This window comes from Chitinophaga tropicalis (assembly GCF_009758205.1).
GTDB lineage: Bacteria > Bacteroidota > Bacteroidia > Chitinophagales > Chitinophagaceae > Chitinophaga > Chitinophaga tropicalis.
Map to the genome: position 1 here is coordinate 1283052 of NZ_WRXN01000001.1, position 14832 is coordinate 1297883.

The 14832-nt window shown below is 48.1% G+C and carries 15 protein-coding genes; 1 reads left to right on the forward strand and 14 read right to left on the reverse strand.

All coding sequences use genetic code 11. The features are described 5' to 3' along the window. Window positions 1-23: 23 nt before the first annotated feature. From traN to GO493_RS05495, 13 genes are all read right to left on the reverse strand, one after another. Window positions 24-926 carry a conjugative transposon protein TraN gene (traN, locus tag GO493_RS05435; protein WP_157305076.1) on the reverse strand — a complete coding sequence of 301 codons (903 nt, stop codon included), beginning with the start codon at window positions 924-926 and terminating at the stop codon, window positions 24-26. A 30-nt stretch (window positions 927-956) separates the two neighbouring features. After that, window positions 957-2276 carry a conjugative transposon protein TraM gene (gene traM / locus GO493_RS05440; RefSeq protein WP_157305077.1) on the reverse strand — a complete coding sequence of 440 codons (1320 nt, stop codon included), beginning with the start codon at window positions 2274-2276 and terminating at the stop codon, window positions 957-959. Window positions 2277-2288: 12 nt separating this feature from the next. After that, window positions 2289-2807 (reverse strand): hypothetical protein, encoded by a 519-nt coding sequence (locus tag GO493_RS05445; RefSeq protein ID WP_157305078.1) that lies wholly within the window; start codon window positions 2805-2807, stop codon window positions 2289-2291. A gap of 3 nt (window positions 2808-2810) precedes the next feature. Next, entirely contained in the window at window positions 2811-3428 is a 618-nt protein-coding gene (gene traK / locus GO493_RS05450) for a conjugative transposon protein TraK (protein WP_157305079.1), read from the reverse strand. Between the two features lie 58 nt (window positions 3429-3486). Beyond that, window positions 3487-4674: a conjugative transposon protein TraJ gene (gene traJ / locus GO493_RS05455; RefSeq protein ID WP_157305080.1), complete on the reverse strand. Its 1188-nt coding sequence runs from the start codon at window positions 4672-4674 to the stop codon at window positions 3487-3489. A gap of 33 nt (window positions 4675-4707) precedes the next feature. After that, on the reverse strand, window positions 4708-5349 hold the full coding sequence (locus GO493_RS05460; RefSeq protein WP_157305081.1) for a TerB family tellurite resistance protein: 642 nt from the start codon (window positions 5347-5349) through the stop codon (window positions 4708-4710). Then, window positions 5346-6005, reverse strand: a complete 660-nt coding sequence (locus GO493_RS05465; RefSeq protein ID WP_157305082.1) for a hypothetical protein — start codon at window positions 6003-6005, stop codon at window positions 5346-5348. Before GO493_RS05465 ends, GO493_RS05460 begins: the two co-directional genes overlap by 4 nt. 12 nt (window positions 6006-6017) lie before the next feature. Further along, window positions 6018-6698 (reverse strand): conjugal transfer protein TraI, encoded by a 681-nt coding sequence (locus GO493_RS05470; protein ID WP_157305083.1) that lies wholly within the window; start codon window positions 6696-6698, stop codon window positions 6018-6020. Window positions 6699-6947: 249 nt separating this feature from the next. Then, window positions 6948-7325 carry a hypothetical protein gene (locus GO493_RS05475; RefSeq protein WP_157305084.1) on the reverse strand — a complete coding sequence of 126 codons (378 nt, stop codon included), beginning with the start codon at window positions 7323-7325 and terminating at the stop codon, window positions 6948-6950. 117 nt (window positions 7326-7442) lie between these two features. Next, window positions 7443-10001 carry a TraG family conjugative transposon ATPase gene (locus tag GO493_RS05480; RefSeq protein WP_232538741.1) on the reverse strand — a complete coding sequence of 853 codons (2559 nt, stop codon included), beginning with the start codon at window positions 9999-10001 and terminating at the stop codon, window positions 7443-7445. After that, complete coding sequence (locus tag GO493_RS05485; RefSeq protein ID WP_157305085.1) at window positions 9937-10332, reverse strand: DUF4133 domain-containing protein; 396 nt, start codon at window positions 10330-10332, stop codon at window positions 9937-9939. The genes GO493_RS05480 and GO493_RS05485 overlap by 65 nt, the downstream gene beginning before the upstream one ends. A gap of 39 nt (window positions 10333-10371) precedes the next feature. Further along, a complete protein-coding gene (locus GO493_RS05490) occupies window positions 10372-10722 on the reverse strand; it encodes a DUF4134 domain-containing protein (protein WP_232538742.1) in 351 nt (116 codons plus the stop codon). Between the two features lie 80 nt (window positions 10723-10802). Beyond that, entirely contained in the window at window positions 10803-11393 is a 591-nt protein-coding gene (locus tag GO493_RS05495; protein WP_157305086.1) for a hypothetical protein, read from the reverse strand. Between the two features lie 974 nt (window positions 11394-12367). Here GO493_RS05495 and GO493_RS05500 point away from each other — a divergent pair. Next, a complete protein-coding gene (locus GO493_RS05500; RefSeq protein ID WP_157305087.1) occupies window positions 12368-13702 on the forward strand; it encodes a sensor histidine kinase in 1335 nt (444 codons plus the stop codon). On the opposite strand, the gene GO493_RS05505 is transcribed toward GO493_RS05500, so the two are convergent. Next, window positions 13695-14810 carry a terpene synthase family protein gene (locus tag GO493_RS05505; protein ID WP_157305088.1) on the reverse strand — a complete coding sequence of 372 codons (1116 nt, stop codon included), beginning with the start codon at window positions 14808-14810 and terminating at the stop codon, window positions 13695-13697. The genes GO493_RS05500 and GO493_RS05505 overlap by 8 nt on opposite strands. Window positions 14811-14832 lie beyond the last annotated feature (22 nt).

A 14832-nucleotide genomic window follows, 5' to 3' on the forward strand; every position in this document is an offset into this window, starting at 1 on the left:
ATATTTTCGGTTACTGATGTCATTTACTGCGCACCATTGCCGGGAGTACCTGCCATTTCGGGAGGTATGGAACGCCCGGCAGCTGCCAGCGGTTCGGCGCGCAAAAGATGCCGGCCTTTGATACGGCAGCGCAGGTGGCGGTCCCCGCCTTTTTCATAGAGCTCTATCATGAATTGCTTGCGGTCGGCAATGGTGAATTGATCAAAGGCTGCTACAATGGCCATGCTGCCGCCACCAGGCAGAGCGGCCTCCTTGCATCTGTGCTCATATTGTGGTTGTATTTCTTTTTCCATCAGTGTAGTTCGTTTGGACGTTCTCTGATCCCGGATGTAATAGCGGCCGAAGTCCAGTTGATAGGGTATCTGTGAGCGGTTGTGTACCAGCAGGTGAAAAAACAACACGCCATCCTGGTAGTAGATGCCCTCCACCGTTAGTTTTATCCCCATGCTTTTGGTTTTGAGACCAATCATTGTTCGCACATGACCGCACATACCGGTGGCTGTCTGCCGCACCTGGGCAGGCAACATTTTACCGGAGATCTGACCGGTTTCGGTAACGGGCGAGGTAGCCATGGTGGTAAAGTCCCAGGTATCGGTCTCCAGCTGGCGGGTGTACGCAAGGTCAAACGGGTAAACCTTGCCATCATCGGTAAACACGTGCATGCTGGAAGAGGCTACATCCGGCCTGGTAGCTTTGAGGCGCAGCACTTTTTCGGTATTGCCGACTTTAACGGTCTTGGCTACGATGTCAGGGGTGCCGATATCCACTCTTGAGATGTTGGCAGGAAAGATGAGCACGGTGGTACGCTCTGCAGATACGCCGAGTGACAGTGACGCCAGTGATTTTACCGGATTCGTCTGCCCATAGCAGTTAAGCGTAATACTGCATACAATGGTGATGGCCACCAGCAAGAAGATACGTTTCATCATTTGGTGTTTTTAGTTGTAAGTGTTTGTTTACTTCCCTTGTGCGTTGGTGTCGATCAGCAGCACAGGATAGTCGGCTTTGACCGTAGCTTTTACCAGCTTGACTTTTTTGCGGATCAGTGATTTAACTGTTTCTACGCCTGCACTGGCAGCCTGTGCACCGATGGATGGATCCATCGAATAGAGCTGCAGGCTTTGAAGCGCCTGGTCGGCGCCCTGGCTAGTGGTTTGTTTGTTACCCATATCCCGTATGGGAATACCGATGTTGCCATCGTAGTCATAAACCGCAAGCGATACCGGTAGCCGTGAGTTGCCAATGCGGATAGCGCTGATGTTTACCTGTAACCGTTCCCCTTCCAGTTTGCAGTCACCAAACAGGAAAGTGCCTGCAGGAACTTGTTGTCCTTGCACAAATACATCCTGCGTCAGCCGGAATTTGACGGTGGCGCCACTTACCACGGTACGGGTGTCGTGGATCACGGCAGTAATAGCATTGGCGTCCATCTGCTGCATACCGGCAGGATCTACTTCATAGAATCCTGCGCGGCTGGCACGGGTCACAGGGAACGCTTTACCGTGCAGCGAATCTGCCAGCGTAGGGCGGCTGGAGTCAGCGAGGCGCACAGCGGGAGCACCACCCTGCAGGTAATCACATATAGGCTCGTCATCAGAGGTAGTAACTGGCAGTACAAGTCCTTTCTGGGTTTTGGATTGTTCCTGCAGGCGCTGGCGCACCAGTTCGGGATGCTGCACATCCATGATACGCTCGAGCACCTCTTTTACCTGGCTCATTTGTGGATCGGGCTGTTCGCTGGTGCCCGCCGAAAGCTGCCCCATGAGCTGCTCCAGTCGTTGCATTTCTGTATCATAGCGTTCACTGGAAGGTGCATTCGGATCGGTTGCCGCTTCTGTTGGCGTAGATGCTTTGTTCAGTTCGCGGTCCAGTGCGGCCAGGCGTTCACGGATCCGTGCTTCATCCGGATGTTGATCTATTCCGGCGTTCAGGATACCATGTCGGCGGCGGGGAGCGGTAATGGCAGTATCCTGGAAGGGAGGTTCATTTAATCCTGACCGGGAATAGGTGGAATCAAGCCCCCGCTGGCGGTGCAGGCGCATCGAGTCTTCGTCCTCTGCACGGTAAAGACTTAACTTGTCCGTAGGTTTTCCGCCTGCCAGATCAGGAGAAGGGAGGTTGACATTAAAGCCATTACCTTTCGGCGCTATGCCGGAGCTATCGGCCTTACCAAGTCCCATCGACCAGACCAGCAGCATGGTGAGTGGTATGATGAGCACGGGCAGCACAAGTAAAAATTTTCGTTTGCGCAAAAACTGTTGGGAATGTTCTGTCATGGAAATATGTTTTTATGGTTTGAGAAATTGGCGGATGGTCTGGAGGCTGTCAATCAGTCCTGGGCGGTTGCGGGCCAGTTCCAGGTACATTTGCATGCCGGTCGGAGTGGTTTGCAAACTGTCCAGGTAACGGATAAAGCCGCTAATGCGGGCCGCTTCCAGTTCGGTAAACTCGACACGCTGCATGGCCTGTCCCATCGGCAGGATACTTATCTTATCATGCGTGCTGACGCGAATGGAAGGTTGGCCACTGAATGCCTGTATGAGGATGTGGACGCAGGTGCCACCGATGACAGCACAAAAAATGGCCAGATATAGTTTGGTTTGTCGCCTGGACCAGCGACTGGCTTTACTCCCCATCCATGCCGCCCATTTACGCTGGGCGGTCAGCACCAGTTGAAACAGGCGGGTAGCTCCCGGCATGCGCCTGGGCTGTTCTTTTTGGTTATGTCTTTTTTTCCACCACATATATTGCTTGTTTTTATTGCAGGAATAAGAGACGATATGTAAGAAAGGAGAGAGCTTGTTCATGGCTTATCTTTTGATGGTTTGCAGATCGACGTTTTCGAGTATGGCCCAGCGTTCGATGAGAAAGCCGTGAGGATTGTTGTCGCTTCGGGCCACTGTTCTCAGATGGCCCTCGGTTACCAGGCTGCGCAGGACGACAGTAGTGGTGCGGGTGATACGCTGGGTGCCGTAATAACGGAAGCGGTAGGGGTAGTTACTGATATCCACCTGGATAGAGTCTGCCTCGATTTCCTGGGTAACATTACCGGTGATGATACCTGAATAATATCCTTGCTCTTTTAAATCATCATATATCTTTTTGGCAGAGCGGTCGGCCAGATACAGTGCTTTGCGCAAATTGTTTTCAATCACTTTTTCATCAGGGTCAAGGCTGAAAAAATACTTATGGAAAGTGCTGATATGGTCACGTGCTTCAACCGGTACGTTTTCCTTTCTACCACTGGCGACAGCTTCCAGCACCTTCCCGTTATATAGCAGGTAGATGCGTTGCTGGCTTTGCTGGACTTTGTCGATGGCCACAAACATGGTGTAGCAGCTCACTGTAGCGCTGGCGCAGATAACGACCAGCGTAAACAGTCGCACATATTTAAAGGCGGATTCAATGTTTTTTAAGCTCCGGAACATACGATGTCAGTTTTTTCTGTGAGGCAGATGTGATGTTGGTGTATGGCGGGTTGGGGAGCTATCCATTCAGTTTGCTGCGCTGGTAATCACTTGCACTGCCATTAGGGAAGTAGCCGCCGCTAAAGCCACCACCGCTGAAGGTGGAGTTGGTAGCCTGACGGGCATCTACAAACTGATCGCGCAACATGCCGGTAGCGCCACCCGCCACATAGGAGGTAGCACCACCAAACATCGAGGTGACCTTATCGGAAAGAGCCGTCCGGTCTCCGACGCTGACGATCATATTGGCGACATTGGGAATGGTCATATATCCGATGATGGCAATGATCATGAACACGAGGTAGCCAATGTCTGCGCTGGAAAAGAAGGTATCACCGGTCAGGTTGATCTGTTCGATGTCTATTTTGATCATGTGCTCCATGATCTTGCCGGTGATGCTTCCAAAGATGTTACTGATCGGCAACCACAAGTAGACGTTGATATAGCGGGCCAGCCAGACGACCAGGGTATGCTGAAAACCGTCAAATACGGCGATGGCGCAGACCAGTGGCCCGATCACGGCCAGCACGATGCGGATGAAAGTGCGGATGGTGTTGATACAGAGCGCCGCTGCTTCATATAGTATCTGCAGTACCTCGGCAAAGAACTGCTTGACCTGGTTTTTGAATTTGTAATAGCCCTTGGAAAGAGAAAACTGTATATTATTGCTGATGCGTTCATACCAGGCTTCTCCATCCGTTGACTGCTCGGGGTGAGCATATTTAAGCCACAGGTCACGGTCACCTTCACCTGATTCTCCCACCAGGGACTTCCAGGTATCGGATTCGCGGATAGCTTTCTCTTTCTCGGCCAGCAGCATCTGTATGGCCTTCTCTGAATCTTTGACCATAGCGGCCGTGCCACTGACGGTGGGGGAGAGGACACCGTCTATGATCGCGATCACGTATGTAAAGAAACTAATGACAAGGCACAGGCAAAATGGCCGGAACAAAGGGTAGAAGTCCACGGGCTGGGCCGTAGCAATACTTTTCCATACCCTGGCAGCGATATACCATAGCGCTGCAAATCCGGCGATGGCCCGCCCGACGTTGATCAGCTTTCCGCACATAGGGATCATCTCGTTATAGATGCGGTCCAGTACTGATTGCAGGCTATGGATATCATCGCTGACGTCCTGAGCTGTTGCCAGCTGGGGCAGTATTATCAATAGCAGAGTGCCCGTTACACACAAAATCATTCTACACATAATCTGGTTATTGTCAAGTAAGAAATTGAATAGTTACCTTACACCATGCAGGTCACCGGTGATGTTGATATCCTTCCTGTTGTGGCTGCGTTGCAGGGCAAGAACAGTGTATTGCTGGTTAAAATCCCGTAAAAACGATAGTTTGCCTTCCATGCTTTTAAATATCCGGTCGATACCCGCTATCCTTTCTGCATCACTCATACGCAGCTTGCTGTCGGTGATGATCATGGCCAGTTCTTCCAGTTGGTCACCACTCTCTTTGAGCAGTCCGTTGTAAACTTTATAGAGGTAGTCAAGCTCTCTGGACGAGAACTGTCCGCTCTCCCGGAAGTTGCGGTAGGCGGCTTTATATTCTTTGAGCAGTTCAAGCTGGGAGCTAATGATGTCAGGTATGCGCCGGTATTTACGCACCTCTGGACTTACTAGTAGCAGGCCGTCCAGGAAGACCTGGTGCAGTTGAAAGTTGCCGGAAGTAATATTTTTTATTTTCTGGTAGCCTTGACTGAGCACCTGGTAACCCTTGTACATCTGGTCAAGGATCTGGCGCAGCTGGTCCAGCTTTTCAACATTTAATAACAGTTGCTGTATTTCGTGGCTTTGGCCGGCGCTCCGGTTGGGTACCAGCGTAATGGTCAGTAGCATCCCTAGTGCCACTACAATTATTTTTCTTTTCATGGCGCTAATGGTTTTAAGTGATAATAATGTTGGAGTCGCGTGGCATCGTTTTTCTCGGCCTTGCGACGCAGTGCCTCCAGTTGGAGATCTTCGCTGAAGCCGGAAGCGAACACTTGCTGGGACACACTTTCGACATGGACACGGTCGATGGCCTGGATCCGCTGGTCATCGGTCATCTCCAGTTTGCCACTGGTGATATAGAGCAGCAGGTCGTCGATGTTTTTAACCGATTGGGTCAGCAGGTTATCATATACGGCCATGAGGTAGTCTATTTCTTTTTGAGTGAACTGCTCAGAGCTTTTGGCTTGTTTAAAGGCATTGCTGCAGGCCCGTACCACGTATTGCTGATTGGAGATGATCTGGGCTATCTTCCCGTAGTCGCGGATGCGGGGATTGACGATCTTCAGTGATCCGAAGAAATCTTTATGCAGGTCCCACTCGCCATTGCGAATGTTGCTGATAGTGGACAGACCGCCTTGGGCGATGTTATACCCCTTTTTGACGTAGCCCAGGTAAAGCTGCAGCTGGCCGATCTGCTCGACCAGGTAGCGGATCTGTGTTTTCTTTTGCTTGAACCATTCATTGAAGGTTTGAGCACCGGCCTGCTGTACGGACACGGTTACAAGCAGTATTACAGTGATGAGTATATGCTTCATGGGATGAAAATTTTATGGTAGGCCGTAGAGTTTTTTGATCATTTCCACTTCGTGGATACCCTTTGCCCGTGATAGGCTCAGTCGCACGTTGTGGTCGTTGAAGGAGCGAAGTGCAGAGAGGTTGCGGTCAATGTTATCTGCGGCCTGCTGGATCAGCGCCAGCCGCTCTGCATCGGACATCTGAGTGGCAAAGGAGCTGATCACCATCATTACCTCATCGAGGTTTTTGACGCTTTCAGAAAGGATGCCGGAGTAAACCTGATACATGAAATCCAGTTCCTGCCGGCTGAAATTTTTATCCTGTTTGAAGATGGCCATCGCATTTTTATATTCATCTACTACCCGCCCTTGCCGGGCAATGATCTCTTTGATCCGCTGGTAATAGGCGATGGCCGTTTTGACACGCCATAGTTCATCGTAATACTTTTGGTACAGGTCCCGCTGCCGTTCAGCCCACTGACTGATCTCGTCGAGTTTGAGTTTACTCATAGCGTTTTCCAGCGCCTTCTGAGCGCTCTGCAGTTTGATGGTGACGTTCTGCAGCCGCTGGATCATCAGGTCGACCGCCTTGATGACCTTTACGATGGCTTCCTTGATGATCTGCGCAATAGGTATGGCCGCTTGCGTAGTGTTCGGATAGATGGTGAGACAGCCGACCAGCACCAGGCCGGCAACAATGGTTCTTAATTTCATTGTATGTAGGCATTAATTGTCTGAAAATGTGTAGGCATGGGCAGGCCCTTACGGTCTGAGACCGTTTGGCAGTCGCAAGCGGGTAGCGATGCCTGTTGGTGCTGTGTGAGAGTGTGTTGGTGGCCGGATATAATGTTCCGGCTTGCCGGTAACTGATGAAGGAGAGCTACCTGCTAGTAGTGACTAAAAGTGGGCGTGTTGGATGGTACAAAATGATCCGTGCTGTGATGAAGGTCAGCAGTAGTCATTTTAATTGTTGATCCGCCTGTAAGTGCTTTGGCCGCGCGTGATCCACTGGCTGTCCACGTGATATTGGTATATATCGCCTTGTGATCCCACGCGGAGTACGCCGCCATTTATATCAAAGGTGGCCTCTTCAGGTTTGGTTCTTGGGTGCTGGGGCGCCAGGGGCTTGCCGTCTAACTGGCCGGTAATGAGACCGTGAGAGCGAAAAATATAAGTCCCTGTTTTCGCTATTGCTTCCAGGACGATGGTGTCCTGGACATGTGAAAACTCGTTATGATAGTTGGCCACATAGGTACCGCTGATATCGTTTCCTTTACCGGCGGAACCTATATCACATCCGCTTAAGGCGGCAAAACTGAGTAAAATTGGCAATGTCTTCATATCAAATTCGTTTATGGCTTCAGATAAAAACAGGGCAGGAATTATTTATTATAAATTTCGGCAATTTATTGCCAACCCGGCCCGATACCCGATAATTTTTTGAAAACTTTATCCACGCTAACGTTGATCCTTCAAGGGTTTCAGCTGGCTGGCAGAGGTAGTTTCCTGTATCAGCATACGAATACCCTTTTGCATACTTCCATATTTTTGGGCGTACTGTTGTACCAGCACTTTTTCCTTCTCTTCGGTGGTGTAGGTGTAGTATTCCTCTTTGGATACTTCTACCCGGTAGACCCGCATCCATTGTCCGCCAAGGTCTATGAAGACGTCTTTATAGATGCGTCCCTTTTCTTTGTCTTTATTAATGGACAGGATAAGCATTTTCCCTTTGTCAGTAATGCCCAGCAGTTCCTGAATGAAGGTGAACTTGTTCTGGTATTTACTCTGGTCTAACAGGATTTTGATGTCAGCATTGTTAACAATGGCTTGTTTGACAATAGGAGAGCTGATAATGTCTTCGATCTCCTGGGTGACCACGGCGGCTATACCGTAAAATTTGCGCACTGTCTTGTACAAATACTTGATATACTCGGCAAATCCTTCCCGCATCAGCGCCTTCCAGGCTTCCTCGATCAGGATCATTTTTTTAACGCCTTTGATCTTGCGCATCTTGTTGATAAAGGTCTGCATAACCATCAGCGTTATGACGGGCAGGAGGACGGGATGATTTTTGACGTTGTCCAGCTCAAACACAATGAAGCGCTGGTGAAACAGGTCAAGGTTCTGCCGGGCGTTGAGCAGATAGTCGAATTCCCCACCTCGAAAAAACGGGCGAAGTACGTAGAGGAAATTATCAAAGTCAAACTCTTTTTCCTTTACGTTGTCCCTGCGCAGCACATCGGCGAACACATGGGTGAGGTACTCGTAAAAAGTGTCAAAGCAGGGAAAAATGTCCGGGTTATTGCCGAGGTATTCAAAGTACTGAGTGACGGCATTGGACAGCGCCACGTATTCGGAGCGTTTATAGGTTTCGGTATCTCTTTTCCATAGCGCCAGTAGCAGGGTTTTTATGCTCTCCAGTTTTTCGGTATCCATCACGTCTCCTTCCGCCAGATAAAATGGGTTGAACCGGATAGGATCTTCCTCTTTATAGGTGAAGTAGTAGCCGTCCACCAGGGAACAGAGCCCTTGGTAGGAGTGACCAATATCGACGATAACAATGTGAGCCCCTTGCGCATGCAGGGAGCGGCATAAATGATTGGTAAAGAAGCTCTTGCCAGATCCGCTGGGTCCTATCAGCATGAGTGAGCGGTTATTGATGAGTTTACCCATGGGCTCATCAAACAGGTCGACCGCCATGGGCCGGCCTGTCAATCTATCGCCCAGGCGGATGCCTACCGGCGCCAGTGAGCCGGGATGATTTCCTTCCAGGTGCAAAAAACAGGTGGCCTGATCGGCGAAGGTGTCAAAGCATTCGTTGGTGGGCAGATCGGCGGCATTGCCTGGCATGGCTGCCCAGTATAGCTGGGCGGCGCCCTTGGTTTCTTCGTGAGGGGTGGCATCCATTTGCGCAATGGCGGCTGATGCCTTGTTACGGATATGTTTTAGGTCACCACGGTCCTCTGTCCATAATATAATATTGAAATGCCCTTTGACCGGTTGCCTGCCCTGGCTCACTGCTTCATTCAGAAAGGCGTTCGTTGCATCCCTGGCAATGGCATTCTCACGGGAATAGGTGGACAGCGATTGCAGGCGTCTGCGCTTGCTTTCCAGCCGCTTCAAGGTTTTTGGGGCGTCGTCTATAACAATAAACTGGTTATAGATATGGTTAACACCCAGCAGTTGACCAAGAGGAGCGGCAAAGGAGATGCTGAACTTGGTCTTTTCCGTACTGAATTTGTCATAGGTAATCCGGGGGCCACAAAGGGAGGGCAGGTTTTCACAGTCAGCCAGCGTATACATCTGGAGGTAGTTGGAGCCTATCTTCCACTCTGGTTTGAACTCGATATCTGTTAGTGCCGGGGAATCATTTTGGCCCTGTAGAAAGCAATACCGTTCAAGGATACCCACTGTTTGCTCACTGCCGGTGATTTCTTCAGTGGTGAGTCGCTTCAGGGTAACAAACCCGTTATCAGTGAGTATTTTTTCAAACTGACCGACGGCATTAAAGAACTCTACGGTCTGTTGCGGATCGGTGGTATCATCCGGCACCAGGTGAGGGCGCAGCAGGTTAGAAAATACGGAGCTGGCTGGTTTGCGTTGCTGTGGCTTTTTGGTCAAAAACACATAGCACTCGTGATTGATATAGGGCCGCTCATGGAAGAAGCGTTCGCTACTCTGGGACAGAAAATCAGCTTCCCGCTTCAGATCACTGTCGTGTTTGTCCTGAATGAACCAGTCCTGTTTTTGAAGGATGGTGTGTTTGGGAAGGACTTTGATGGCCTTGATCCAGCCCTGGTGAAAGGCTTCATAATCATCGGAGGCCAGGGTAAAGATTTCAGGTAATTGTAAGCGGAAGCCTACGGTAATATCTCCCTGTTTGCTGATGATGGTGTCGTTTTCAACTTTCCAGATGGGCAGCAAAGCTGCCATGTTTTTGCCTACCCCGCCTTCATCGCGCAGGGTCAACAGCAGACCGGTCAGAATGACCGCGCACAGTACCATTACCACTATCATTGTCTTGTTTTTTGGATCGGTTTAAATCCACGAACACTTTTCTAGTGCGGCAGCGTATAGCGGCAGGTACCTGTCGGAAGGCGGCCTCCTTCATCAGGCCGTAACTTCCGTACTTATTGCTGTAACGGTAGACGTTAACGTAAAGCACAAATCCTAACACACCCGTCCCCGCAAAGCAAATAAGCGTAGGTACCCCCGCTATAAATGCCACCGCAAACAGCACCAACAACCCAATCAAGCCCAGCACAAAGTAGACGATGTACTGCGCCTTCAATCCGCGGAACTCGAGCGGGCGATTGATACCTTTGTTTATTTCATATATTGTGTTCATGGTGAAATCGAAAAATTGTAATTGGTTTGATATCGGTTATTATAAACCGAACATGGCCCTGAGAACAGTGGCGACTACTACCAGGAAGATGCAGGATCCAAACCACGCACTCGCGGTTTTCGTCGTGTCGGGATCACCGCTGTTCCACTTGTTAAAAGTTTTGACCGCTCCCACGATACCCGCCACGGCGCCAATTGCATACATCAGGTAAATACCTACTTCGAAATACCCTGTTATTTTCTGAGTGGCCTGCCGGATGCCTTCTTCGCCGTCTTGGGCCTGGCAGTTATAGATCAGGGTTAGTAAAGCCACTGTTGTCAGCAGGGTGATTTTGCTCAGCCGAGCCACTGTCCAGGCACACTTTGCCTGGTCTTCACTATACATTTTCATATTGTCACGCACATTTAATTGTCAAACTCACAGTTATCACTCGTCACGCTAAAAGGCGTGTTCCTATCTGCTAAGGCAGGTTATCTCCAGAGTGCGTCCACTTCGTTTTCCTTCAGCACCTGAGAGCATTTCTCTTTTGCTTCGCTGATGATCAGATTGTTGATGGCTACCCGGTAGGGCTGCTGGCGCAGGCCGGGGAACTCAGTGATGATGGGGCGTATTTGGGAGAATAGTTGTTCTTTGGAAAGTTGATCGTTGAGGGTAAACATTTCTCTTAGCCTGTCTACAACAGTTTGTAGTTGCTGCATCTCAGGGACGATGGCAAAGTCTTGTTCCAGTACTTCATTTTCTACTACAGGCTGATCTTCAAAGATGGCACCGGGCAGGAATGCTTCGTTTTCCCGCCCTTCCGTCTCTGCTGATATGCGGCTGGCTGCGGGCTCACGCGGCGGTGCAGGCATATAAGGCGTGTGATCAGCATCCTGGATCTGGTTGTCGGGACCGACTTCTTCTACATGCCAGATCCTTTTTTTTCCTGTACTGTTTTGGGAGGGAGGCGCCGCAGATGGGGATTGCCCGCTCCTGGCCGTCCTGCGAAGGAGTCCTACCAGTTCTGACCGGTAATAAACTAGCGCGAGGTAGCCGTAATAAACCACCAGGGCACCTCCCAAGAATATAAAAAAGTCCGTCCATGAAATACTTGATAGCATATTGTAAAAGTTTTGTTGTTCTCTGGGGATTTCATCGCTGTCAGTGGCGAATCGTGAGAACAAATTTGGGGTGGTGAGAAGCCGGTATTCGGTAGATAGGAAAAAGCTAGGAGAAATAGTATTGTGATCCGCTACCAGTATGAGGCAGGTTTAAAACAGCAAATGGATAGAAATATTAAACTGAGGGTTAAAAGGAGTATGCAGCCGGAGGTGGGAAAAAGCAGGATGCGATTTAAGAATTGCATAGATCATTTTTCCAGACAGATGGCCTGAAATGTTGTGTCATTTTTACAAAAAGCCCCCCGTATAAAACAGGGGGCGTAACTTGGGGCGAGGGCCCCAAGTCAATAGTTTCCTTTCATTTCGAAAGGCAATGTGGCAATTTAGAAATTCAGCGCCTAACTGGTTGTCGTAAAAATATGACAGCAATGGGCTCAATTTGAGCCCAGTAAGGGGCTAATGGGATACCAAAATATAAACAAACCGGCCCTATTTTATTGATTTTCCCGTGCTTACGTGCATTTTTGAGAGATGAACCAGGGAATAAAAAGAGATAAAAATCTGGAAAAAATTAAACTCACCGGCGACCTACTGCTAAAAGGAGATATCAAAACTTTTAGTTCTCTGTTTCTTTATTCAAACCGAACCTACGTATCTAAAAAACTGGGCATGAATTACAAGCGGTTGGGAAGGCTTGCCAAAAACCCTGACCCACTGAGAGTACGCGAGATCAGAGCTATTGCCCGGTTGTACAAGGTATCCTCACGCATAATCAGCGATATCATCCTTAACCAGCTTGAGAAAAATTTAATAAAATCAAAGAAATAAAGGGAGGTTGACAATTTTCATTTTATTTTCGTACCCGGCTTTGCCGCGTCCTGAAAGGATTGTATGGGGGCAGGAGATCCTGCAACCAATCATTAAACCTTTACTGCATGATCCGTGGCTTTGTTAATTCCCTGAAATATGCCGGTACCTCCGACCTGCCGGAATATGATATTAAGAGAAGCATCTGTATCGGCGTGAATCTTCTTTGCATTTACGTCATCTTTTTAAACCTGGCTTCCGGAGCTATCTTTTATATCCTGAGCGGCAATTTACTCATACCTGCAGGCGCTTATCTGGAAGCGGGCATAGTATATGGCATCATTATATTAAATCGCAAAAAGAAATATTCCCTTGCCAATCTGCTATTTTATTTAACGATCAGTTTTGCCACTTTTTATTTTTCAGCAATTCTAGGCAAATCTTCGGGAACGCCTTTGATGATCCTGTTTCTTTTTGGGCTTATCTTTTACCTGTTCACTAGCCCTAAGATGAGGGCATACTGCATTCTGTTTAATCTCTTGTTGCTAGTGGCCATGGAGGTCAACCGCGAGCTTGAGGTAATTCCTGCGGCAGAGTTCACAGGTTTGGTCCAGCACATTATTCGTTGGCTTGTCTACGTAGTAGTCATAAGTTTGACGTTAAAGATTTTTCAATTATACCATAAGAACACCAACCTTTTAATAAAGCTCCATACTTATTCTAAAACCATCAAGGCGTCGTTAAGTGTCGAGGAAGAATTAAATAAGCTCAAAAATGTACTTTTTCAGCACATCTCGCATGATCTTCGGGGACCTTACTTCGGTGTTTCTTCCCATTGTTTTTTTATTCATTCCAAAGTGATGGAGAATAAACCTGTTACTCAGGCAGATACAAGCAAACTGCTGGATGTGTCTGACCATTATAAGTACATGCTGGAGAATTTTTTGGAAATGGCCAAATTCAAGGACGCTGGCCTGAACACACCAGAGATTTCATCAATTAGTCTAAGAAGTGAAATTTCGAAAATAGTGGAGATGCACCGTTACCTGGCAGTTCAGAAAAACGTGACCATCAGCATAAATTTTTCAGAGGACTTTCCAACATATATCCTAGCCGATAAACTAAAAATATCCCGCATTATTTATAATCTTTTAAATAATGCTATTAAATTTACAAGGAATAACACCAAGATAACCATAACGGCCAACCTTTTAAAAGATAGGTGGAGTCTGGCAGTAGCAGATCAAGGTAAAGGGATCCGTTATGACAAAATAGAACAGCTTTTCCAACCATACGTCACAGAAAAAAGCCCAGAAAATCCCGAGGGTGTAGGTTTAGGTCTTTTTATCACCAAACACCTTGCAACTATTCTGGGCGCCGAGATTTCCGTTAAAAGCAAGAACAGTGGAGGGGCCTCCTTTGAGGTCATATTCCCCTATGAAAAGCAGCTTGCCGTTATTTAGCCACAGTTTCTCTGGTTTGGGTTTCCTGCCACAGAGACAAAGGACGTTTATAACGAGAAGTATATGTTTGCCAGCGCCAGCAAGCCTGCAATACCGATTTCAAACCGGACAGATACCTGGAAATCTCGATCTTTGACATTTCGGAAATTGTGCATTGATTTAAACGGTCATTTACTGCTGTTATGGTTTCATTATAGTCAGCCAGTAAGTTGCGGATGATATGTCCTGCTACCTCGATGGCATCATCCAGTCGCATACGGAAGTTATTTACCCAAACGATAACAATCAGATTTGAACTGCTTCCGTTATCAATAACCTCTTTTTCAAAAGAAAACAGATCATTGGTGAGTGCTCCGATATAGGAAACTGTTTCATTTAAATTTCGGATATCCTCGGCCAGGCCGATCCTGTGTAATAGGTCCCAGTCCAGGAAGGCAGAGTTAGCGTATTCAATAAGAGATACGGTATGCGGCATGCCGGAAATATCCGCTCGCATATAGATATATTCTTCAATCGACTGGAGATGACCCAGCGTAACAAGATCATAAGCCTGGTGAGCAATATTGATATGGTCAAGGTATAGACGAATGAAATGGTCAAACCAATCCTTCGGAGAAGAATCAGCGATTTGCTGTAATACTTCTATATTGGCTATTTCTGCCAGAGATGCTTTAGGCTGCAGCTTCAGGTCATTTCCTATGGATGATAGTCTGTCCCGAATTTCATACAGTATTTTCATTTCCTGATTGGTGGGTCTGGCGTCTCGTCCCATTTTATCGTTCAGATAAAAATCTACTGCATAATTTTTTGACAGTATAATTATTTTCTCCAGGGGTGCGGCTGGGAACAAAAACATTGCGCAGGTTATATATGCATCAGCATCGGGCAGGAGTATCCCATATTTTTCACCAAAGCTGGTGGTGCTTTTCTTCAGCTCCGCAATAGCAGGATGAGGCGTATAGTCGCTGCAATAAAGATCAAAATCAAAATTTCCGGAATTAAATAACGAAAGAAGTGATATCGATTGGTTTGCATTGATCAATTCGGTGTACTGCTGTTGAATTCGATGCAATGCGGTGTTAACAACGGATGATACGTGCTGCACCATAGGTAAGGCTTTAATGGTTGAT